Annotated in this window: 19 protein-coding genes and 2 tRNA genes; 8 read left to right on the top strand and 13 right to left on the bottom strand. The window is 56.0% G+C overall.

The genetic code is table 11. The features are described 5' to 3' along the window. Window positions 1-9: 9 nt before the first annotated feature. Genes sdhA through sdhC form a run of 3 tightly spaced genes read right to left on the bottom strand, consistent with a single transcriptional unit; the run spans window position 10 to window position 2,498 of the window. The gene (gene sdhA / locus SIC15_RS08945; protein ID WP_064228096.1) at window positions 10-1,782 is read right to left on the bottom strand and encodes a succinate dehydrogenase flavoprotein subunit; all 1,773 of its coding nucleotides are present in this window, start codon (window positions 1,780-1,782) and stop codon (window positions 10-12) included. A gap of 3 nt (window positions 1,783-1,785) precedes the next feature. Continuing rightward, entirely contained in the window at window positions 1,786-2,130 is a 345-nt protein-coding gene (gene sdhD / locus SIC15_RS08940; protein WP_064228095.1) for a succinate dehydrogenase, hydrophobic membrane anchor protein, read from the bottom strand. Beyond that, complete coding sequence (gene sdhC, locus SIC15_RS08935; RefSeq protein ID WP_064228094.1) at window positions 2,124-2,498, bottom strand: succinate dehydrogenase, cytochrome b556 subunit; 375 nt, start codon at window positions 2,496-2,498, stop codon at window positions 2,124-2,126. Before sdhC ends, sdhD begins: the two co-directional genes overlap by 7 nt. Before the next feature lie 477 nt (window positions 2,499-2,975). On the opposite strand from sdhC, the gene gltA reads away from it, so the two are divergent. Beyond that, complete coding sequence (gltA, locus tag SIC15_RS08930) at window positions 2,976-4,250, top strand: citrate synthase (protein ID WP_064228093.1); 1,275 nt, start codon at window positions 2,976-2,978, stop codon at window positions 4,248-4,250. Window positions 4,251-4,366: 116 nt separating this feature from the next. Then, window positions 4,367-5,239, top strand: a complete 873-nt coding sequence (locus SIC15_RS08925; protein WP_412537498.1) for an NAD(P)-dependent oxidoreductase — start codon at window positions 4,367-4,369, stop codon at window positions 5,237-5,239. 55 nt (window positions 5,240-5,294) lie between these two features. Here the strand turns inward: SIC15_RS08925 and topA are convergent, their stop codons facing one another. The 3 genes from topA to fadB all read right to left on the bottom strand — a co-directional run bounded on the left by topA (window position 5,295) and on the right by fadB (window position 11,566). After that, window positions 5,295-7,937 (bottom strand): type I DNA topoisomerase, encoded by a 2,643-nt coding sequence (gene topA / locus SIC15_RS08920; RefSeq protein ID WP_412537497.1) that lies wholly within the window; start codon window positions 7,935-7,937, stop codon window positions 5,295-5,297. Between the two features lie 272 nt (window positions 7,938-8,209). Next, a complete protein-coding gene (gene fadA / locus SIC15_RS08915) occupies window positions 8,210-9,385 on the bottom strand; it encodes an acetyl-CoA C-acyltransferase FadA (RefSeq protein WP_069185005.1) in 1,176 nt (391 codons plus the stop codon). 33 nt (window positions 9,386-9,418) lie between these two features. Next, window positions 9,419-11,566: a fatty acid oxidation complex subunit alpha FadB gene (gene fadB / locus SIC15_RS08910; protein ID WP_153634638.1), complete on the bottom strand. Its 2,148-nt coding sequence runs from the start codon at window positions 11,564-11,566 to the stop codon at window positions 9,419-9,421. 435 nt (window positions 11,567-12,001) lie between these two features. On the opposite strand from fadB, the gene SIC15_RS08905 reads away from it, so the two are divergent. Both SIC15_RS08905 and SIC15_RS08900 read left to right on the top strand, forming a co-directional pair. Next, the gene (locus tag SIC15_RS08905; protein ID WP_412537496.1) at window positions 12,002-12,820 is read left to right on the top strand and encodes a hypothetical protein; all 819 of its coding nucleotides are present in this window, start codon (window positions 12,002-12,004) and stop codon (window positions 12,818-12,820) included. A gap of 153 nt (window positions 12,821-12,973) precedes the next feature. After that, window positions 12,974-13,405, top strand: coding sequence for a universal stress protein (locus SIC15_RS08900; RefSeq protein WP_069185002.1), 432 nt, complete (start codon window positions 12,974-12,976; stop codon window positions 13,403-13,405). A 59-nt stretch (window positions 13,406-13,464) separates the two neighbouring features. Here the strand turns inward: SIC15_RS08900 and SIC15_RS08895 are convergent, their stop codons facing one another. The 6 genes from SIC15_RS08895 to SIC15_RS08870 form a co-directional block, all read right to left on the bottom strand. Further along, window positions 13,465-14,133 (bottom strand): DUF6901 family protein, encoded by a 669-nt coding sequence (locus SIC15_RS08895; protein WP_412537495.1) that lies wholly within the window; start codon window positions 14,131-14,133, stop codon window positions 13,465-13,467. Next, window positions 14,130-16,082, bottom strand: coding sequence for an ATP-binding cassette domain-containing protein (locus tag SIC15_RS08890; protein ID WP_412537494.1), 1,953 nt, complete (start codon window positions 16,080-16,082; stop codon window positions 14,130-14,132). Before SIC15_RS08890 ends, SIC15_RS08895 begins: the two co-directional genes overlap by 4 nt. An 8-nt stretch (window positions 16,083-16,090) precedes the next feature. Next, on the bottom strand, window positions 16,091-16,885 hold the full coding sequence (locus SIC15_RS08885; protein ID WP_412537493.1) for an MOSC domain-containing protein: 795 nt from the start codon (window positions 16,883-16,885) through the stop codon (window positions 16,091-16,093). A 136-nt stretch (window positions 16,886-17,021) separates the two neighbouring features. Further along, window positions 17,022-17,097: transfer RNA gene (locus SIC15_RS08880), tRNA-Gly, on the bottom strand. 58 nt (window positions 17,098-17,155) lie between these two features. After that, the gene (locus tag SIC15_RS08875) at window positions 17,156-17,872 is read right to left on the bottom strand and encodes a murein L,D-transpeptidase catalytic domain family protein (RefSeq protein ID WP_083231877.1); all 717 of its coding nucleotides are present in this window, start codon (window positions 17,870-17,872) and stop codon (window positions 17,156-17,158) included. A 146-nt stretch (window positions 17,873-18,018) separates the two neighbouring features. Continuing rightward, on the bottom strand, window positions 18,019-18,621 hold the full coding sequence (locus SIC15_RS08870; RefSeq protein WP_412537492.1) for a DUF924 family protein: 603 nt from the start codon (window positions 18,619-18,621) through the stop codon (window positions 18,019-18,021). 132 nt (window positions 18,622-18,753) lie between these two features. Here SIC15_RS08870 and SIC15_RS08865 point away from each other — a divergent pair, with 132 nt between their 5' ends. The 3 genes from SIC15_RS08865 (at window position 18,754) to SIC15_RS08855 (ending at window position 20,271) form a co-directional block, all read left to right on the top strand. Beyond that, a complete protein-coding gene (locus tag SIC15_RS08865; protein ID WP_412537491.1) occupies window positions 18,754-19,128 on the top strand; it encodes a sirohydrochlorin chelatase in 375 nt (124 codons plus the stop codon). Window positions 19,129-19,178: 50 nt separating this feature from the next. Continuing rightward, complete coding sequence (locus SIC15_RS08860; protein ID WP_412537490.1) at window positions 19,179-20,096, top strand: TIGR01777 family oxidoreductase; 918 nt, start codon at window positions 19,179-19,181, stop codon at window positions 20,094-20,096. A gap of 99 nt (window positions 20,097-20,195) precedes the next feature. Then, window positions 20,196-20,271, top strand: a tRNA-Glu gene (locus tag SIC15_RS08855). A gap of 50 nt (window positions 20,272-20,321) precedes the next feature. Here the strand turns inward: SIC15_RS08855 and SIC15_RS08850 are convergent. After that, window positions 20,322-20,426 carry a hypothetical protein gene (locus tag SIC15_RS08850; protein ID WP_412537602.1) on the bottom strand — a complete coding sequence of 35 codons (105 nt, stop codon included), beginning with the start codon at window positions 20,424-20,426 and terminating at the stop codon, window positions 20,322-20,324. A gap of 287 nt (window positions 20,427-20,713) precedes the next feature. Between SIC15_RS08850 and SIC15_RS08845 the strand changes: the two genes are divergently transcribed. Then, the gene (locus SIC15_RS08845) at window positions 20,714-23,125 is read left to right on the top strand and encodes an EAL domain-containing protein (protein WP_412537489.1); all 2,412 of its coding nucleotides are present in this window, start codon (window positions 20,714-20,716) and stop codon (window positions 23,123-23,125) included. Window positions 23,126-23,152 lie beyond the last annotated feature (27 nt).

Here is a 23,152-nt window from a genome sequence, read left to right as displayed (position 1 = left end):
GAGTCCCCCTTAGTAAGTCCGGACCTTCGGCTCGAACTTGTCCACCGTCTTCGGTGCAAAGTTCACATCACGCTTGCCCACGCGCTTTTCCAGCGGGAAGAACATGGAGTGCTTCAGCCAGTTCTCATCATCACGCTCGGTGTAGTCGTTCCGGGCATGAGCGCCGCGACTTTCCTTCCGCTCGAAGGCGGAAACCGCTGTAGCCAGGGCAACCTCGTAGAGGTTATCCAGCTCGAGCGCTTCGATACGGGCGGTGTTGAAGGCATTGCTGGTATCAGCCAGCTTGGTGTTGCGAACACGCTCACCAATCGCTTCCAGCTTTTTGAGACCCTCTTCCATGCTCTTGCCGTCACGGAACACGCCGAAGTACAACTGCATGCAGTTCTGCAGATCCTTGCGGACCTCTGCAACGCTCTCGCCCTCGGTTGCGTTGTTCAGGCGGTCAAGCCGCGCCATGGCACGCTTGATATCGTCCTCACTGGCACCGTCTACTTCGAAGCCGCCGCGAAGCTGCTCTTCAATGTGCAGGCCAGCTGCGCGACCAAACACCACCAGGTCCAGCAGAGAGTTACCACCCAGACGGTTGGCGCCGTGTACCGATACACACGCTGCCTCGCCACAGGCGAACAGCCCGGGGATTGGCTTGTCTTTTCCGTTTTCATCTTGGGTCAACGCCTGACCACCAACGTTGGTCGGAATGCCGCCCATCATGTAGTGACAGGTAGGCACGACCGGGATCGGCTCTTTGACAGGATCCACATGCGCAAAGGTGCGGGACAGCTCACAGATGCCCGGCAGGCGCAGGTTCAGGGTCTCTTCACCCAGATGATCCAGCTTCAGCAGAACGTGATCCTTATCCGGACCGCAGCCACGACCTTCCAGAATCTCGATCACCATTGCCCGGGCTACAACGTCACGGCCCGCCAGGTCTTTCGCGTTCGGCGCATAGCGCTCCATGAAACGCTCACCCTCGGCGTTGATCAGGTAGCCACCCTCACCCCGACAACCTTCGGTCACCAGCGTTCCCGCTCCGTAAATGCCGGTCGGGTGGAACTGCCACATTTCCATGTCCTGCATCGGGAAACCGGCACGCAGTGCCATACCGATACCGTCGCCGGTGTTAATCAGCGCGTTGGTTGTGGAGGCGTAAATACGTCCCGCGCCACCGGTAGCAAGAACGGTCGCTTTGGATTTGATGTAGGCGACTTCGCCGGTCTCAACCTCAATGGCAACCACACCAACGACCTCATCCTTACTGTTCTTGACGAGATCTACCGCGTACCACTCGTTAAGGAAGGTGGTTCCGCCCTTGATGTTGGCCTGGTACAGAGTGTGAAGCAGGGCGTGACCGGTACGGTCAGCAGCGGCACAGGTACGTGCTGCCTGAGTCGGGTTATCAGGGCCTTTGGACTGACCACCAAACGGACGCTGATAGATACGGCCCTGCTCGGTGCGCGAGAACGGAAGACCCATGTGCTCAAGCTCGAATACCGCCTGAGGACCAACGGAACACATGTACTCGACGGCATCCTGGTCGGCAATGTAGTCCGAGCCTTTAACCGTGTCATACATGTGCCAGCGCCAGTCGTCATTCGGATCAGCACTGGCGATCGCACAGGTGATGCCACCCTGGGCAGAGACCGTATGAGACCGCGTCGGGAAAACCTTGGTGATACACGCGGTATTGACGCCGGACTCGGTCAACTGGAGCGCGGCACGCATGCCGGAACCGCCGCCGCCGATAACAATTGCGTCAAAGGACATGGTCTTGATATTAGCCATCGATTAAAGCCCCCAAAGAATCTGAATGCCCCAAACCACATAGACGAACATGGTCAGCCCACAAGCCGCCTGCACGATAAACCTGGGACCCATGGCCTTGATATAGTCGGTCGTCACCGTCCAGAGCCCCACCCAAGCGTGAGCACCGATTGAAAGCAGTGCCATCAGGGTAAAGATACGGAACCAGGTCTGGTCGAAAAGCGCACTCCAGGTTTCGTAGTTGACGTCGGAGGTCAACAGAAAGCCGAGCAGGAAAATTGTATACAAAGCAAGTACGTAGGCGGTTACCCTCTGGATCAGCCAGTCATAGACACCACTGCGACCCAGGTTCGTGACGCTGTTTACCATACCCAGACTCCTGCCAGAACGATGAGAATGACGGAAACCACAATCGTGATCTTCGAGGCGAGGCGGCCGCTCTCGAGCTCTTCACCAATGCCCATATCCATGAACAGGTGCTTGATACCCGCAACCAGGTGGTACAACAGAGCAGACAAGATGCCCCAGATAATCAGCTTGGCAAGGAAGCTGTCCAGCAGTTCATTGACACGACTGAAGCCCTCTTCCCCCGACAGGGAAAGCTGAAGCCCGTAAAGCAGGAACGCAACACCAACAAAAATGATGATGCCGCTGATACGGTGCAATATGGACGTAATGGCTGGCAGCGGAAAATGAAACTTGCCGAGATCGAGATTTACTGGTCGTTTGCTATTCACAGCGCTCTCACACTCTCTCTTGGTTCCGCGGGACCGGAAAACCGGGTGCGGATGGTTGGTATGTAAGGATCGGCGTGCAGATACGAAACCGGCACACGATTGGCTCAGAAGGGAGGTAACCTCACCGGCAAACCACTATTTACAGGCAGCGGGAGAAGGTTTATCCCCAATTCCGGGCTAGGGATTATAAGGAGTACCCTAACCAATTACAAACCTGCAACGTCGCTCAAGCCGCGTATTTCAGGGGGTTAAGCCAGCTATAAGGATGATTGACAAATCCTTTTCCATCCCCAATCCGTTGTTATTCGGGATATCCCTGATTTACAGCGAATGTCAAATTCTGGGTTTTCCCGACTCTTCCATTGACAAAAAAAGCCAACGCCCTATATTTTGCCGCCAGTTTTGCGATAATACGCGCCTTCTAGCGCATCCATAACTGTAGATAAAGCTTTCAAAGCTGATAAATAGGAGAGCACCATGACCGACAGGAAAGCCACGCTCTCGGTGGGGGACAAGTCCATTGAGCTACCGATTTATTCCGGCACCGTCGGCCCTGACGTTATCGACGTACGAGGCCTAGTCCAGGAAGGCGTTTTTACATACGACCCCGGATTCGTATCCACCGCAGCCTGCGAATCGGCCATTACCTACATCGACGGTGCAAATGGCGTTCTCCTGCACCGCGGCTACCCGATCGAACAGCTCGCGGAACACTCCGACTACCTTGAAGTCTGCTATCTCCTGCTTCACGGCGAACTTCCAAGCGCCGAGGAGAACCAGAAGTTCCACGAGACCATCAAAAACCACACCATGCTGCACGACCAGATGCGGAACTTCTTCCAGGGTTTCCGTCGTGATGCACACCCGATGGCCATCATGTGTGGTGTGGTTGGCGCCCTGTCCGCCTTCTACCACGGCGAGATGGACGTTGCCAGCCAGGAGCAGCGTGAGATCACCGCTCACCGCCTGGTCGCCAAGATGCCTACGATTGCAGCCTGGTGTTACAAGTACAGCATCGGCCAGCCCTTCATGTACCCGCGTAACGACCTCTCGTATTCCGAGAACTTCCTGCAGATGATGTTTGGCGTTCCCTGTGAGGAATATAAGCCGAACCCGATCCTAGCAAAGGCCATGGACAAGATCTTCATCCTGCACGCAGACCACGAACAGAATGCGTCTACATCCACTGTGCGTCTGGCCGGCTCCACCGGCGCCAACCCCTATGCCTGTATCGCTTCCGGCATTGCCGCCCTCTGGGGCCCCGCGCACGGCGGCGCGAACGAAGCGGTTCTGGACATGCTGGCCGAGATCGGCGACGAGTCCAACATCGAGAAGTTCATTGCCAAGGCCAAGGATAAAGACGATCCATTCCGTCTGATGGGCTTCGGCCACCGGGTATACAAGAATTTCGACCCGCGCGCCAAGGTAATGGCAGAAACCGCTCACGAGGTTCTGACCGAGCTAGGCCTCGAAAACGACCCGCTGCTGAAGATCGCCCAGCGTCTGGAAAAAATCGCGCTGGAAGACGAGTACTTCGTGAAGCGCAAGCTTTACCCGAACGTCGACTTCTACTCCGGACTCATCCTCAAGGCCATCGGAATCCCGACTTCGATGTTCACCGTTATCTTCGCCCTGTCGCGGACCATCGGCTGGTTCTCGCACTGGAACGAAATGGTCAGCGGCGACTATCGCATCGGCCGTCCGCGCCAGCTTTACACTGGCTCGGATTCCCGGGATTATCCGGCGAAATAAGCCTGATTTCTCGGGCAACGCATGGAAAGGCCGCTGATTCAGCGGCCTTTTTTATTGCGTGCCGCCCCGCCCTTCTGTGCTAAGTTAACCCGACAAAAACATAAGAGGAGAAAGCAATGACTACAGCAGCGTTTATCGGCCTCGGCGTAATGGGCTATCCAATGGCCGGGCACCTGGCCAAGGCCGGGCTCAACGTCAGGGTCTGGAACCGAACCAGCGCCAAAGCCGAGCAATGGGCAAGCGAATACGGGGGAACCAGCTGCACCTCCATTGCCGAGGCCGTGAAGGGCGCGGATATAGTACTCACCTGCGTTGGTGCGGATGTCGATCTTAAAGCAGTTTACGAAGGCGATGAAGGCATCCTCGCCAATGCCTCCGAAGGTGCGGTTCTGGTCGATCACACTACGGCTTCAGCCGGCATTGCCGAGTATCTTGCTGAAGCTGCCAGTAAAAACAACATGGGATTTGTGGACGCGCCTGTGTCCGGCGGCCAGCAAGGAGCCGAAAACGGCAAGCTGACCATCATGTGCGGCGGCTCTGAACAGGACTATGCGAAAGCCGAGCCGGTTATGGAGCACTATGCGCGCGCACTCAACCGAATGGGCCCAGCTGGCAGTGGCCAGAAAACCAAGATGGTGAACCAGATCGCCATTGCCGGTCTTGTACAGGGCCTTTCAGAGGCGCTGCACTTTGCCGAGCAGGCTGAGCTGGATGTGGCAAAAGTGGTGGATGTGATTTCGAAAGGGGCAGCCCAGTCCTGGCAAATGGAAAACCGCTCGGCAACGATGATTGCGGGTGAATTCGAACACGGCTTCGCGGTTGACTGGATGCGTAAGGACCTGGGGATTTGCCTGGAAGAGGCACGAAAAGTGAACGCGTCTCTGCCAGTCACCGCTCTGGTGGATCAGTTCTACGCGGATGTGCAGTCCATGGGGGGCAAACGCTGGGATACATCCTCTTTAATCCAGAGACTCAGGAAGTTCCGGTAAGTCTCTGAAGCTGGGGCCGGATGAAAGCTCTCACCCGGCCCCGAATCCACAGGCACTACTTTTTCTTGTCCTGCGGCTGCCACTTTCCGTTCACATACCACGCGGACCAGCCCGTCGCCTTGCCTTCCTTCTCGGACATGACGTACTGCTCCTTGGTCTTGCGGCTGTAGCGAATCACCGTCGGATTGCCTTCAGGATCACGCTCGGGCGCATCCATCAGGTAATCATACTTCGGATCAATTTCCTTCCGGTGTGGTTTGATCTCCATCACCAGAGGTGGTCGCGTTTCCCGATTTTTCGGGAACTTGCTGGCGGCCAGAAACAACCCGGACGCCCCATCACGAAGAACGTAAGTGTCATCCACCTTCTGGCACTGAAGCTCCGGCATGGGTACCGGGTCCATCTTGGGCGGTGCTGGCTCGCCATTTTTGAGCAGCTTACGGGTGTTCTTGCACTCGGTATTGGTACAACCGAAATACTTTCCAAACCGCCCCGTCTTCAGCTGCATCTCAGAGCCACACTTGTCGCACTCGAGGGTCGGCCCATCGTAGCCCTTGATGCGGAACGTGCCCTTTTCTACCTCGTAGCCAGAGCAATCCGGATTGTTACCACAGACATGCAGCTTGCGGGTTTCGTCCACCAGGTAGCTGTCCATGGCAGTGCCACACTTGGGGCAGCGGCGCTTCTTGCGCAGCAGCCGGGTTTCGCCCTCGCCTTCCACGTCATCGTCAGCGCTGACCACTTCGTCGCCGGACACGAGATTGATGGTGGTCTTGCAACGCTCCTTCGGTGGTAATGAGTAACCGGAGCAGCCCAGGAATACACCCGTACTGGCCACACGAATCTGCATATTCCGACCGCAGCTCGGACACGGAATATCAGTCTCGGTGGGCGTGTTGGCACGCATGCCGCCGTCTTCACCACTTTCTGCCGTTTCCAGTTGCTGCTTGAAACGGCCGTAAAAATCATTCAGGACTTTCTTCCACTCGACATCACCCTCGGCAATTTCGTCGAGCTCATCTTCCATCTTCGCGGTGAAATCGAAGTCCATCAGATTCGGGAAAGATTCTGACAGGCGCTCGGTCACAATCTCGCCCATCTTCTCGGCATAGAAGCGGCGGTTCTGCAGCCTGACATAGCCGCGATCCTGAATCGTCGAAATAATCGACGCATAGGTCGAGGGACGGCCAATACCCTGCTTTTCGAGCTCTTTGACCAGGCTCGCCTCGGTGTACCTCGGCGCAGGCTTGGTAAAGTGCTGGCTCGGGTCGAGTTTTTTCAGGTCCAGCACTTCATCTACCTGAATATCAGGCAGCGCGATGTCTTCATCTTTCTTGGCCGCCTGTGGCGCGGCTTTCAGGAAACCGTCGAACTTGATAATCCGGCCCCGGGTGCGCAGCTCATAATCGCCGTTGGCAACGACTATCGAGGTACTGAGAAACTCCGCATCGGACATCTGGCAGGCAATGAACTGGCGCCAGATCAGGTCGTAGAGCTTCTCCGCGTCTTTCTCCAGGCCACTGATATCCGAGGGCCGGCGACTGACTTCCGTTGGCCGGATGGCTTCGTGGGCTTCCTGGGCCCCCTCTTTACTACCGTAAACCCGGGGCTTTTCCGGCAGGTATTTATCGCCAAACTGCTTCTGAATATAGGTGCGGCAACTGTTGATCGCATCCTGACTCAGGTTGGTGGAGTCAGTACGCATATAGGTAATAAAGCCAGCTTCATATAGACGCTGGGCAAGCATCATGGTCTTTTTGACACTGAAGCCCATGCGGTTACTCGCCGCCTGCTGCAGCGTGGAGGTAATAAACGGAGCCGAAGGGCGGGAACGGGTTGGTTTGTCTTCCCGCTTGGCAACCTTGAACGTACCCGCCTTGAGGCGGCTGACGTGCTCGCTGCTCTGCTGCTCATTGACCGGGCGATAAGGCTTGTCGTCATGGCGGGTTACTTCAAAGCGGACCGGCTGATCCGCCTTGGCGGACGCGAGATCGGCGTGTAATTGCCAGAACTCCTCCGGAACAAACTTCCGGATCTCCCGCTCCCTCTCAACAATCAGCCGTACGGCGACTGATTGCACCCGACCGGCAGACAGTCCCCGGGCAATCTTGGCCCAAAGCAGGGGCGACACCATGTACCCGACAACCCGATCCAGGAAACGTCGGGCCTGTTGGGCATTCACCCGGTTATTGTCAAGATTGCCGGGATCCTTGAAGGCTTCCTGGATGGCACGTTTGGTGATTTCGTTGAACACTACACGTCGGTATTTCTCGGGCTCGCCACCGATCGTCTGCTGAAGGTGCCAGGCGATGGCCTCCCCTTCGCGGTCCAAATCCGTTGCCAGATAGATATGGTCTGCTGATTTGGCGAGACGCTTGAGCTCGCTGACCACCTTCTCCTTGCCGGGAAGGATCTCGTAACGCGCACTCCAGTCCTGATCCGGGTCGACGCCCATGCGGGCGACCAGCTGCTCACGGGCCTTGCGCTTTTTATGCACCGCCTTTTCTTCCGGGCTCATCTTCCGGGTGAGCGCAGCCTGCTTGGCACGCTCCTTGGGATCGGTTTGGGATCCGCTGCCACTGACGGGAAGATCACGAATATGCCCGACGCTCGATTTGACGATGAAGTCAGAGCCCAGGTACTTGTTGATGGTCTTCGCTTTCGCTGGTGACTCGACAATTACGAGACTTTTACCCATATCGGAGTTCTGTATCCTTGGCGATAAATCGGTCAATTAATCAGCAAACCGTAAACTCGCTGTAAAATCAGTCGGCTAGAAAACACTCATACGCCGCCAATCTGTATAGGCTCACTGTTTTACAGGGTCAAGAATAGCAAGACAACCCATTCTTTGGTTTCAATCCTGCTTTTTTTCACATTCGGGAACCCGGTTCAGGCCGCCGATTGAAACAGAAAGGCCCGGCATTTGCCGGGCCTTCTGAAACCGCGTACTGCAACCTCCTTAACGGGTTACAGACGCTCCCAGACCGTCGCGATGCCCTGGCCCAGACCGATACACATGGTGGAAACACCAAGTTTACCGCCTTTGGCCTGCATCACATTCAGCAGGGTTGTGGAGATACGTGCACCAGAGCAGCCCAGCGGATGGCCAAGGGCAATCGCGCCGCCGTTCAGGTTCACCTTCTCTTCCATAACGCCCAGCAGCTTCAGGTCCTTGAGGACTGGCAGCGACTGGCCGGCAAAGGCCTCGTTCAGTTCCCAGAAGTCGATATCTTCAACTTTCAGGCCTGCGCGCTTGAGCGCCTTTTTGGTGGCAGGTACCGGACCATAGCCCATGATTGCGGGATCACAGCCGGCAACGGCCATGCTGCGAATCTTGGCAATCGGCTTAAGTCCCAGGGCCTCAGCCCGCTCTGCGGACATCAGTACCATGGCAGCGGCACCGTCGGTCAGCTGGGAGGAAGTCCCGGCAGTCACAGTACCGTTCTTCGGATCGAACGCCGGCTTTAGCTGGCTCAGGGATTCAGCCGTGGTCTCCGGACGAATAGTCTCGTCCTGCTCGATCAGCACCTTGAAGCCATTCTCATCGTGACCTTCAATCGGCACGATTTCGTTCTTGAAACGGCCTTCTACGGTCGCTTCATGGGCCAAACGGTGGGAGCGAGCACCGAACTCGTCCTGCTGCTCACGGGTAATCCCGTGCATCTTGGCCAGCATTTCCGCAGTCAGGCCCATCATGTTGGACGCCTTTGCGGAGTACTTGGAGGCCGCCGGATTGTGGTCGAAGCCTTCGGTCATGGGTACGTGCCCCATGTGCTCGACACCACCCACGAAGAACACATCACCGTTACCGGTCATGATGGCCTGCGCGGCAGTATGGATCGCACTCATGGCCGAACCACACAGACGGTTCACGGTCTGGGCAGCAGACTCGTGGGGAATGCGGGTCAGCAGGGAAATCTGACGCGCCACGTTGAAGCCCTGCTCCTTGGTCTGGTTTACACAGCCCCAAATAACATCTTCAACTTCTTTCGGGTCGAGCTTCGGGTTGCGCTCAAACAGTGCTTCGATCAGATTGGCGGACAGGGTCTCTGCACGCACGTTCCGGAAACAACCGTTTTTGGCACGACCCATCGGAGTCCGCACGCAATCGACGACGACAACGTCTCTCGGATTAAGGCTCATAGATCTTTCTCCGTTCGGAAATCTCGTTCAGGGTTAGCCAAAGAACTTTTTGCCAGTCTTGGCCATTTCACGCAGCTTCTCGGTCGGGTGATAAAGAGGACCAAGGTCTGCAAACTTGTCTGCCAGTTCGACGAACTTGTCTACACCCATATCGTCGATATAGCGCAGGGCACCGCCACGGAACGGCGGGAAGCCGATACCGAAAATCAGGCCCATATCAGCATCTGCCGGATCTTCGACAATGCCGTCTTCCAGGCAGCGAACGGTTTCCAGACACAGAGGAATCATCATACGGGCGATGATGTCTTCTTCGCTGAATTCGTTCTTACCCTGAACAACCGGCTCGAGCAGCTTGTAGGTCTCTTCGTCGACAACCTTCTTCTGCTTACCCTTGCGGTCCAGTTCATACTTGTAGAAGCCCTTGTCGTTCTTCTGTCCGTAACGGTTGTTATCGAACATCACGTCAATGGCGGTTGTACCTTCGTGCTTCATGCGGTCCGGGAAGCCGTCTGCCATCACTTCACCAGCGTGCTTGCCGGTATCCATGCCGACAACGTCCAGCAGGTAGGCAGGGCCCATGGGCCAGCCGAACTTTTCCATAACCTTGTCAACGTGCTGGAAGTCAGCACCGTCACGCACCAGGCCGATAAAGCCGCCGAAGTACGGGAACAGAACGCGGTTAACCAGGAAGCCCGGGCAATCGTTAACAACGATCGGGGTCTTGCCCATGGCTTTGGCGTAAGCCACGGTGGTCGCGATTGCACGATCACTGGTCTTTTCGCCACGGATTACCTCAACCAGCGGCATCATGTGTACCGGGTTGAAGAAGTGCATGCCGCAGAAGTTTTCCGGACGCTTCAGGTTCTTCGCCAGCAGATCGATGGAAATCGTCGAGGTGTTGGAGGTCAGGATAGTGTCCTCACGAACCGCATCTTCGGTTTCACGAAGAACCGCGTCTTTCACCTTCGGATTCTCAACCACGGCTTCAACCACCAGGTCGACGTTCTTGAAGTCACCGTAGTTCAGGGTCGGCGTGATGCTGTTAAGCACGTCAGCCATCTGATCGGGCTTCATCTTGCCCTTCTCGACCCGCTTGGTCAGAAGCTTCTTGGCTTCCTTCAGGCCCAGGGCGATACCGTCCTGGTTGATGTCCTTCATGATGATCGGCGTGCCTTTCAAGGCGGACTGGAACGCAACGCCACCACCCATGATACCGGCGCCGAGTACGGCGGCCAGGTTCACGTCATTGGCTTCTTTTTCCCAGGCCTTGGCCTTCTTCTTGAGCTCCTGATCGTTCAGGAACAGGCCAACCAGGCAAGCCGCAACGTTGGTCTTGGCCATCTTGGCGAAGCCTTTGGCCTCTACCTCGATTGCCTTGTCACGGGTCATACCGGCATGCTTCTGCATGACCTTGATGGCCTCGACCGGCGCCGGGTAATTCTTGCCAGCCTTGCCGGCCACGAATGCCTTGGAGATCTCGAATGCCATCATGCTTTCCATGGCATTAAGCTTGATCTTGCCCTTCTTCTCTTCGCGACGAGCTTCGTAATCCAGCTTGCCTTCGTTGCACTGGTTAATAATGCCAACCGCTGCATCCACAAGCTTGTCGGACTCGAGCACAGCATCCACAGCGCCGACTTTCAGTGCCGCATCTGCACGGTTCTCGGTGCCGCCACTGATCCACTCAACGGCGTTGTCGACACCTACCAGACGGGACAGACGCACGGTACCGCCGAAGCCAGGGAAGATGCCCAGTTTCACTTCCGGAAGACCAACCTTGGCCTTCTTGTCCATCACCCGGTAGTCGGTCGCCAGGCACATCTCGAAACCGCCACCCAGGGCCATACCGTTGATCGCGGTAACGGTGGGGAACGGCAGATCTTCAACGGCGTTGAAGACTTCGTTGGCCTTGAGGTTGTTGGCTACCAGATCCTCTTCCGAGCCCGCAAACAGCTCGGTGAATTCGGTAATATCGGCACCAACAATGAAGCTGTCCTTGGAGCTGGTCACTACCAGGCCCTTCAGGTTCTTCTGCGCTTTAAGTGCGTCAGTCGCGGCGCGGAGCTCTTCAATAGTAAGACGGTTGAACTTGTTCACTGACTCGCCCTGCAAGTCGAAGTTCAACTGAGCGATCCCGCCTTCGATCTCTTTAACCGTGATGGCTTTACCTTCGTAAATCATCAACTGATCTCCAGTCTGTGTTTGGAACTGCTTCCAGCCGAGCGGTGCTTTTGGTTTACCGGCGCGGCTGTTTGTGCAGCGAGATTTCGGTCACTGCCCGATCATCCGATCCAAAAATTCATACAGTCGTTTGAATCGTGAGGGCACACGATGAAAAAAAACGGCGCGTTTGTCAATTTGTTTCTTTCGGGAGGGTTGCAAAAGTCCCCAAAATGCCGGGGGCAACCGAAGAAATTGGAGCGGAATTGTTATGTTTCAGTGAACTGGAAGCCACTGCTCAGGGAAATTAGGAACTTCGTCACGCAAATTTCAAAGTTATTTACATTTACGGGCGACAACGCCGCCAAAATTGCTTGATTGGCTGACGCAGTTACTTTACCTTCGATCTACGACTTTGGTCCACAATAATAAAACCGCTTTACGGAGACCCATCCGATGAAAGACGCCAACCGGCGGATACGCTCCCTCGTAGCCGTATTTATTTTCTTTGCACTGACGTCTATGGGCGCCCGCGCTCAGGACAGCGCCGACGGATTTCTCTCCGATCTTCATAATTTCCGGGTCAGCAATTACGTAGCTCTGGATGCTTACTACCGTTTCAGTGGAACCGGGGACACAGACACCCTGAACGAGATCGTACAGGGCATCAACTCGGCCAATGACTCCATGAACTCCGTTGCTGGTAGCGACTCGGGAGTACTGTCGGCCGAGGAGCTGGAGGGGCTGAATCAGGAATTCGACAAGTTCAAGAACCTGATGCGCGACAATATCAACGATGTGCGTAATCAGGGTTATCCGGATCTGCGCCTCGTCTCAGATATGGCCAACCAGGCGCTGACCATGAACGAAAAAGCCACCGAGCTTTACCGGGTGGCACAGGAGAGCTCCCAGACCGACACCAATCCGAGGGTTGAAGCGGCCCGGTCGGCTGCCGTAAAGATGGCCCAGATGATGGCCAAGTACTCGGTAAGGACCAATTCCTCGGTTGCCCAGACCTTCCAGGGTTCTTCGACCGAAACCCCGCTGGACGAGCAGGCCCGGGAGCTGGACGAACTGCTGGCTTTGGTAAAAAAGGGCGAAGGAACACAAGAACTTAAAGCAGTAATTGACGATCTCTCGTCCAAGTGGCAATTCATTCGCGGATCCTACATTAACTACAACGAAAACAACGTGGGTTTTGTGATCGACCGGTATTCCAAGGGCATCCTCAAGGGCCTGGCCACAACCATTGAACTTCTTCAGGGTAACGCCTGAACACCTACCCCGTTTCTGGCAGGCGTAATTGCCTGCCAGAAAAGCAGTTTTCCGCTTCTGTTTTTGATACCCGTCAGTTTCCCGCTACACTTTCCCGACCTAATTTAAGGTACTATCCTAAGAACAACACCCCGTGTGCGAAGGAGCGAAACGATGTCTGCCTATAAAAAGATGCTTGTTGCCATTGATCTTACTGAAGAAGCGCCTCAGGTGCTGGACAAGGCAAAGGCCGTGAGCGAAGCCCATGGGGCCGAGCTGATGCTGGTCCACGTGGTTGAGCCGGTCGGGTATGCCTATGGTGGTGACATCCCGATGGACCTGACGGAACTGCAGGATCAGCTCGACAAAGCGGCGCGCGAGCAGTTGGGAACCTACGGGGATCAGTACGGCGTCGCAAAGAACAATCAGGTAGTGACGGTCGGTCGCCCGGAATCAGAAATTCACAGGCTCGCCAAGGAGCAGGAAGTGGATCTGGTGATCGTTGGCAGTCACGGGCGAAAGGGTTTCCAGCTGTTGCTGGGCTCAACTGCCAACGGGGTCCTTCATGGAACCGAATGCGATGTTCTGGCCGTTCGAATCCACTAACGGTTCGTGAATAGAAGGCCCGGGTCTTACCCCGGGCCGGCTCAATGGGACAGCGGTTATCAGGCTCCCTCCCCGCCCATCTTAGCCTCCAGTTTGCGCAGCTGGCTTTCCAACGAAAAGCTGACGCTTGAGGCCATTGAAAAGAAGTTCAGCAGCGCCTTCAGGTTGCTGTCTCCCCTGCAGACCGAGTGGATACGCTGCCACAGGGCCTGGTTAACCAGTTGCAGCCGCTGATTCCTCTCCACAAGCCCTTTCAGCTCCCAGTCCGGGGTCTGGTGATTCCGTTTCGCAAAATACTGCTGCAACAGGTAGTGGGAAACACTGCGCATGATGAATTCGTCGGTATTTGCAAGCGGCAGGTGATGAACAGCCATCGGCTTGAGCTCTGACAGCACCGGACACCCGCTGGTCGCCATCTTCAATCCAAGCAGCGAACGGAGCGCCTCCTCCAGGGCAGTCTGCTTCACATAGCTGCGGCGGTCATCCGTTACCTTTACTTCAACCTTCTGATAGGCGTCCTCATCCCGGAAGGCCTCTACAACAGGCAATATTTCTGTTGCTGCCGGGCAGTGAGGAGATTCCGACGCTTTCAGCGGGCAGTTGCTACACTGGCAATGCTCCAGTTTTGTCCATGAGGGCAGCGAGTCCGAGGGCCGGGACGGTTTGTCCGTTACTTTGAATTCTACAGTACGGCCGTCCTGAAACTTGAAATCGTAGTGTACGTTCATTGGTTTGCCTGTTCTTCCAGCTCCATCCACCGCTCAATGACCTGCTCCAGACGGCTTTCCTTTTCCGTCAGTGCTTCCAGAGTGGCCGAGACTTCATCCGGTGGGCCTGAATAAAAATCGGCCTGGGAAATTCTTTCCTGCAGGCCGGCGACTTCCTGCTCGAGTGCCTCGATCTGCCCTGGCAACTGCTCGAGCTCCAGTTTGAGCTTGTAGCTCAGCTTAACGGGTTTGCTTTTCTGGGGCTGCCCTCCCGCTTTTTCGCCATCCTCAGCTTTCTGTGATTCGGCCTTGCCGGTATCGCCAGGGCTTTTACCGGTTTTATCCTGCTTGTCCGGCCGATTGCCGGTCGCTTCCGATGGGAAACAACCGCCCTGCCGACGCCAATCGGTATAGCCACCGACGAACTCACGCACTCTGCCCGATCCATCGAGGAAAACCGTTTCGGTGATCACATTATCAAGAAACTCACGGTCGTGACTGATCACAATCACGGTGCCGGCAAATTCCGCCAGCTGTTCCTCCAGCAACTCCAGTGTTTCCACATCAAGATCGTTGGTTGGCTCATCAAGCACCAGGATATTGGCGGGCTTGCTGAACAGCTTCGCCAGCAGCAGCCGGGCGCGCTCTCCCCCGGAAAAGACGCTTACCGGCGATCTGGCGCGTTCCGGGGTGAACAGGAACTCCTGCAAATAGCCGAGCACATGTTTGCTCTGACCGTTGATGTCGATGAACTCCCGACCCTCGGACAGGTTATCCAGTGCGTTCCGTGTCAGATCCAGCTCACCTCGCAACTGATCAAAGTAGGCAACCTGAAGATTGGTTCCCAGACGAATGGAACCCTCGGTTGGTTCCAAATCTCCCAACAGGAGTCGCACCAGGGTGGTCTTGCCCGTGCCATTCTCGCCAACGAGCCCGATCTTGTCCCCTCGCAGGATGGTAAGGTTCATATCTCGGATTACCGGGCTGCCACCCGGATAGGCGAAGCCCGCGTTCCTGGTCTCGACCACCAGCTTGCCGGAACGCGCCGCGTCCTCCACCGAAAAGCTCGCAGTGCCACCCCGAACCCGGCGCTGCCGGTGTTCTTCGCGCATGGCTTTCAGGGCCCGAACACGCCCCATATTACGGGTCCTGCGGGCCTTGATACCCTGCCGAATCCAGGCCTCTTCCTGCTTCAGACGCTTGTCGAATAAGGCATTCTGCCGCTCTTCTTCTTCCAGCGCCTTTTCTTTCAGATCGAGGTAGCGATCATAGGTGGCGGCAAAGCTCACCAGCTTGCCCCGGTCGAGCTCCACAATCCGAGTCGCCATACGACGGATAAACGCACGATCATGGCTGACGAACAACATGGCGCCGCGGAATTGCCCAAGAGCCTCTTCCAGCCAGGCAATGGCGGGTACATCCAGATGGTTTGTGGGCTCATCCAGCAACAGTATGTCCGGATCGGCAACCAGCGCCTTGGCCAGCAAAACCCGGCGCTGCCAACCGCCGGACAGGGTATTCAGTGTCTGGTCCGGGTCGACGCCGTACTGTCCAAGAATGGTGGTAACTTTCTGATCGAGGCGCCAGCCATCCAGTGCCTCCAGGCGCTCTTGAACCTTCATCAGCCGGTCGAGACTCGCCTCATCGGCCTGCTGGGACAGTTGATGGAATTCAGCGAGCAACTGGCCCGTTTCCGGAAAGGCGCCAGCGACCACTTCATAGGCGGTACGGGAGTCTTCCGAAGGCAGGTTCTGCGGAAGTACTGCCAGAACAGCGCCGTCGTCGAGACGCACCACGCCACCGTCGGGTACCACTTCCCCACTGACAATCTTGAGCAGCGTGGATTTTCCCTCGCCGTTGCGCCCCAGCAAACATACGCGCTCGCCGGCATCAATGACCAGGGAGGCCTGATCCAGCAACGGATGCATTCCATAAGCCAGGGATACTGAGTCCAGCGTTAACAGTGGCACGTTTGGTTCTACTCCGATTTATTGACAGTAACGGGATCACCCACCCGAATAATGCCCGGTGATTCGTGAATGGCGTTCTGGCCAAAGATGACTCCCTCCTGGGTTCTCCGATAGCCCGAGAGCGTCCTGAGTGGTTGCAGGGCAGCATCCTTCTGGCCCGTCGAGGGATCCACGGTGGTCATGACACAGCGCGAACAGGGTTTGACCACATTCAGGCGGTTGGCGCCGATGTTCAGGCTCTGCCAGTGGTCTTCCTCCCAGGCCTCAGCACCCTCAACCACTATGTTAGGACGGAACCTGCGCATCTCTACTGGTGCGTCGAGCCGGTTATTCAGCTCTGCCAGGGAGGCGGTATTGGTCACCAGAAACGGGAACCCGTCAGCGAAGCCCACCCGCCGATATTCATCAACCCGGCCCGCATCAACACGGCGAAAGGAACTGTCCGGCATAAAGACCAGGCGAACGGGCTTGCCGCAGAAGCGGCTCAGGGCGTCGTTTGCCTCCGACAAACCCGTCTGGGCCTTCACCCAGTCTCGCCAGACCAGAACCCGAACCTCTTCCTCTGTGGCAGTCAGGGCAAACTCGCCCTCATCGGGAATACTGATGACCACCCGGTCATCATCCAGACGGGTTCCCACCCGGGCGAGTTCCGGATGCTCTCTCTGGGTAATAAACCGCCGATCATCATCGACGATCATCCACCGGCGATCCCCAACAGGCCCGAAATCATCGGTATTGAAACAGGACACTTCAATGCCAGACAGGGATTTGACGGGGTACACGAACAGCGAATGGACCTTCATGACGGGCAGCCTCCCCCAAAGAATCAGGATACGCAACAGGCTGCTGAGTATACCTGACCACACTCCCTGGCGCCGAGTTTGGAGGTGCCCGAAAACGAAAAAACCCGGTCCTTTTCAGGACCGGGTTTTTTGAATCTGGAGCGGGAAACGAGATTCGAACTCGCGACCCCAACCTTGGCAAGGTTGTGCTCTACCAACTGAGCTATTCCCGCAATGCTGATCGGCTGTAACCGACAACGGAGGCGTATTCTACGGATCCCGACGAAGGCGTCAACCACTTTTTTTCAGGTTTTTTCCAGCCAGCGTCTTGTTGTCGCATTTCAGGAACCCGGAACTGTGCAGCCACTCCTGGTCAGGATAGTACTTGAACACCAATTGCCCGCCCTTCAGGTTGTCTACCACTCGTTTGACGATCTGGTTATCCACTGCGGGGCACCCGTGGCTTCGCCCAATGCGGCCGTATTTGCTGACCCAGTCATCATTCACGTAGTCGGCGCCATGAATCACGATGGCGCGCTGCCTGGCAAGATCATTGATCCCCGGCTCAAGACCATCGAGCCTGAGCGAGTAACCGTGTTTTCCGAAGTAGGATTCCCGGGCCTGGAAAAGGCCGATGCTGGACTGATGGCTGCCCTCTACATTAGAGAAAGCAGTCGATTCAAAATTCCCGGAGTTCTTGCCGTGTGCAACAAGATCACGCAACAGCAACTCTTCCTTCTCCAGGTCAAAGATCCAGAGCCTCTCCTGACTGGAGGGCAACGAGAAATCGATAACCGCCAGGCGCTCGGGCATTTGAACGCCGTTGGACACAGCGCAACGGGAAGCATTGATCGCTGTCTTGAGAACCACTTTGTCAATTTTCGGCGCGACTTCACTGAGGCGATCAAGAAGTTGCTCGTCAAGCGAAGCGCCAAACGATGAAAAAGGTAGCGCAGCACACACGGCCAAAAACAGCCCTGCAGTCGAAAAACGCCGCGTTCTATGCATTACATATCCCCGATAACTTAATGGAAAGCCCAACGTTGTCTTGCGGGCCTGTCACAATTCAGTGTTGCGCATTTTATCAGGGAAAATTGCCAACCCCGTCAGAATGTACGTTTTTTATACAAAACTTTAAGGAAACTGCGATCATCTTACTGACCGAACCGTCGCCCACCTTCCAGATAATTCTGCTCCTCTGGTGTTGAGGTCCTGCCCAGGGCCTTGTTGCGGTGGGGGAAACGGCCGTACTGCTGGATTATGGCCCGATGATCCCGGGCGGACTGCAGAAAACTGGCCATGAAATCGGCAAGAATACCTTGGGTCGACCGTGCAAGCTGTTCATAACATTCCACGGACATATCCTGATCTTCCTTGAGCTCGGAATGCTGCAGGGGCATATACAGAAACGCCCTGTGGACCGGTGCGAGCATCATATCCTGCCCCTTCTGCATCGCTTGCCGGCAAAGCTTTCGGGCCTGTCGGTCCTGATCGAAGGCCATGGCACCGCCACGGAATATATTCCGGGAAAACTGATCGAGCAGAATGATCTCCGCGAGTATCCCGCCGGCCTCACTTCGCCAGTGGTCGAGACCCTGCTCGGAGGCGAAAAGCACCATCGACAGGAAACGCCGACGGATTTCCTGGTCGAACCGTCGATCCGATCGGAACCACTTGTTCCGATGGTCACTGTCCGGCAGTCCATGTTCGTCCAACTCGCCAAACCAGAAATCCAGAATCTCTTTCCAATCGAACATTCAGCGTCACCCTGTTACTTTAAATAGTGCCGGAGATATTGCCGGAGGCCGGAGATAGTACCGAGCCCCACCCGAGGCCGGCATCCCGGACTTACGACAGGCCCCGTAAAATTGACTACTTCAGGAGCGGCAATGAACAGCCCCCGCATTATTCTGTTGGCCCATGGAAGCAGTGACAAGCGCTGGTGTGAGACCTTTGAAAAGCTTGCAGCTCCAACCCTCGCCTCTGTCGACAACGCGCGCGTTGCCTACATGGAACTCGCCGAACCATCCATAGACACCGTTGTAGGAGAAGGTGTTACGGAAGGAGCCACCGAATTTACCATCATCCCCCTGTTCCTTGCTGCTGGGCGACACTTGCGCAAGGACGTTCCCGCGATGATTGAAGACCTCGAGAAAGAGCATGGCGCAACCATCCAGCTCGCGCCTCCAATCGGAGAAAATCCCCTGTTGGGACAGGCGATCCGGGATGTTGTTATGCTTCAACTGGAACAGACGCCAGCCTGAGTCGGGCTTTTGCAAACAAATGCGGCCATTGGACGACAGGAGCAACAAAAATGTCGAAAAGGATTCTGATTACCGGCGGCACCGGGTTTATAGGTCATGTTCTGTGTCGCGAATTGCTGGCACGGGACTACGAGCTGACGGTTTTCAGCCGGCAACCTCCGGAAACGGTGAAGTCCAGTTGCGGCCGGGTTGAAGCAGTCAGCGACCTCCAGCAGCTTCGTTCCCACCCGGGATACGATGCCGTTATCAATCTTGCCGGTGAAGGCATCGCAGACAAGCGTTGGTCTGAGACTCGCAAGCAGGAACTGCGGGACAGCCGTATCGGCGTAACGGAAACGCTGGTTGAAGTCATCCGCAGTTGGGAGCGGGCGCCGAAGGTGCTGGTCTCTGGATCAGCCGTGGGCTTTTACGGGGATCAGGGAGCCGCGACCGTCACTGAAGACACCAGCCCAAATGATGAATTTACTCACCGCTTATGCCGCGACTGGGAAAATGCCGCCAAACCTCTCGCCGACGATGGCGTGAGGGTCTGCTTTTCAAGGACCGGAGTGGTGGCAGGCCCGGGCGGTGGCTTTCTGGAACGTATGATACTGCCCTTCAAACTTGGACTTGGCGGGCGCCTGGGAAGCGGTACACAGTACATGCCCTGGATACACCGGGATGACGTCGTCGGGGCCCTCATCTGGATGATGGAAAACCCGAACGCGTCTGGTCCGTTCAATGTAGTGAGCCCTAACCCGGCAACCAACGCAGAATTCACCCGTACTCTCGGGAAGGTTCTGCATCGCCCCACCCTTTTCCCGGCGCCCGCACCGGTACTCAAGGTTGCGCTGGGAGAAATGGCGCGCCTCCTGCTCACCGGACAAAGAGCGATCCCAGAGAGGCTTACACAGGAAAAGTTTGAATTCCGGTATCCAGAACTTGAACAGGCCCTTTCTCAATCCGTCTCTCCGGGGTCATCCCGATGAGACGGAGTACGAACTTTTTTCACAAAAGGCGTTGACACTGCTCTGAGGCTTACTTAATATACGCGCCACCTCGACGAGGCAAGGTGTTGAAAACGTTGCGTCCCCTTCGTCTAGTGGCCTAGGACTCCGCCCTTTCACGGCGGCAACAGGGGTTCGAACCCCCTAGGGGACGCCAATTTTTCTGCCTTGATGTGTCAGGGAAACAAATGTTTCCCCATGACACGATCAGACCGGTTTATGGCCGTGCTTCCCTTCTTTTCTGTCCTGGTGCCCGTGCTCCTTCTGATCTCTCATCACGAAGATGCCCACACCAACGAAAAAGCCAACCATCAGCAGTACAGTCGCAATACCCGCGATAACAACGGCGTCCATATACACTTTGCTTCTCCTTCCGGCAATTAACTTGATTAAACTCAGGTTACGCCCGGCACGCCCGCAAGGTATTGATCCAGGTCAACGTATTTGTCAGGCTCGATGTACGCATAAATACTGAACCACAACACATTTCCTTCGATTTTTCCTGCATTTGCAAGGCATTTGAAAGAAACTGCTGCTATAGTCGGAATCAAAGGAAGTGTCCGATCTCCTAACCGGTCTGGGTGGCTGAAGTTCAATACATGCCAAAACTGTCGACGCGTCTTCAACGTTTTCGCACAGGCTCGCCCCTGTCTTTCAGGCTGCTGGCCTGGATTCTTCTGTTCAGTTCCGCCTTTACGCTGGTGGCCTCCGCGCTTCAGATCTACTCCGATTATCGAAAAGATCTATCCCAGATCGACAATCGCATGCAGGTGGTTGAGTCTGGCTATGCCTCCAGTCTGGCGCGCAGTCTGTGGGCCCTTGACCAGAAGCTCCTGCAAACCCAGATGGAAGGCATTCTGAGCTTGCCCGATGTGGTGCATCTTCGGCTGAGAATCGAACCCGACTCCGAGCTGGTTATGGGTGAGATCCCACGGGACGCGAAAACCACTTCCCACAGCTTCAATCTGGTTCACCAGGGCGATGAAATGTTCAAACTGGGCGAGCTTACGGTGACCGCCGATCTGGACCGCGTCTACGATGAACTCAAGCGGAAGGTGGGTGTGATTCTCCTGACCCAGTTTCTCAAGACGTTTTTTGTTTCCATCCTGATCATCTGGATCTTCCAGCACTTCGTGGCACGCCACCTGACCACCATGGCGAATTACGCGCGGGAATTCTCCCTGAAAACGACTTCCAGGCCACTGACACTGGACAGGCCCAACACACCCTCAAACCGAAACGACGAGCTCGGCCGGGTTACGGACGCGATCAATCAAATGCGTGAACGGCTCAACGCGGATATGGAGCGTCAGCAAAAAGATGCGGCGGAGATCCGGAAGTTTTCCAAGGCCATCGAACAAAGCCCCTCGTCGGTTCTCATCTGCGACAGGCAGTGGCGCATCGAGTTTGCAAACCAGAAATTTACTCAGCTGACCGGCTACGATGCCTCGTCGATTGTGGGAAAACATCCCGGGGCGCTTGGAAACAACGAAATCGAAAACCGTGAAAGCCGTCATCTATGGCAATCAATTCGCTTACAGGTACAGCGGGTCGGTGTCTGGCAGGGTGAAGTGAACAGCGTGCGTCGAAACGGAGAACGTTTCTGGGAGCAACTGATCGTCACTCCGATCAAGGACGAATCCGGCAGTACGACCGGATACCTCATCCTGGGCGAGGACATCAGCATTCGCAAGCGCTATGAACAGCAGCTGCTGCGCCAGGCCAACTACGACATCCTCACCGGCCTGCCCAACCGGATGCTAGCCCTGGACCGACTGAAGCTGGCTTTGGCTCAGGCGCGCCGGGAGAGCACCCTCGTGGGCGTGATGTTCCTCGATCTCGATAACTTCAAACACATAAACGACACCCTCGGCCACGATGCCGGCGACAACCTGTTGATTGAAGCAGCCCGTCGAATTTCCAGCTGCCTCCGCGGCACCAGCACCGTTGCCCGGCTGGGCGGCGATGAGTTTCTGGTGATCTTGCCCGGCCTGACCGGCCCGGAGGCGTCATCCCAGGTGGCAGAGCGTATTCTGAAAACCTTTTCTCCGCCCTACATTCTCAATGGCCAGGAAGTGTTCGTAACGACCAGCATCGGGATTGCGATTTTCCCGACCGACTCGGATAACAGTGGCACCCTCTTGCAACACGCCGACGCAGCCATGTACCAGGCCAAGCACAAAGGCAAGAGCTCCTTTGCCCACTTTGCGCCGGAGATGACCGAAGTCTCTCACGAACGCCTGAAGATGGAGTCCAGCATGCGCAGGGCTCTGGAACTGAATGAGTTCGAACTGTATTTCCAGCCGATTGTGAATACCGATTCCGGTACGCTTTGCTCGGTGGAGGCCTTGTTGCGCTGGAATAACCCGGCCATGGGCATGGTGATGCCCGATCGATTCATTCCGCTGGCCGAGGAAACCGGCCTGATAACGCCGATCGGCGAATGGGTTCTTGAGGAAGCCTGTCGGGCCGCCGTGGGCTGGAAACAGGCCACTGGCAAAGACATTGGCATTTCCGTGAACGTCTCCCCGCGCCAGTTCCGGGATCCTGGCTTTACCGAGGCCGTGATGCACGCCCTTGCTGCCAGCGGCCTGGCACCGGAACAGTTGGAGCTTGAAATCACCGAACGACTGATTCTGGACAACTCCATTGAGACCGCCGAAATCCTGCGTCAACTGGACAAGGTCGGGATCCGCTTGTCAGTGGACGATTTTGGTACAGGCTACTCGGCACTCAGCTATCTCAAGAGCTACCCGTTTGATACGCTGAAAATTGACAAGTCCTTCGTCCAGGACGTCATGAAAGAGCCCGAGGATGCCTCACTGGTCCGGGCCATCATCAACATGGCCCATAGCCTGGGCCTGCGGGTGATTGCAGAAGGGGTGGAAGAAGAGGCCCAGACCCACTTCCTGAAAAAGGAAGGTTGCGACTTCTCACAGGGATACTTCTACAGTCGGCCTCTGCCAGCTCCGGATTTTGATGCCTGGCTGGCGAGCAATCACCGGGTATAGATTCGAAATCGTTGGAACCCCACTCCC

Origin of the sequence: Marinobacter sp. MIT932201 (genome assembly GCF_047123295.1) — a bacterium.
In the GTDB taxonomy this organism is placed as follows: Bacteria; Pseudomonadota; Gammaproteobacteria; order Pseudomonadales; family Oleiphilaceae; genus Marinobacter; species Marinobacter salsuginis.
The sequence above is the reverse complement of the archived record's forward strand: the minus strand, read 5'-3'. Positions and strand labels throughout refer to the sequence as shown.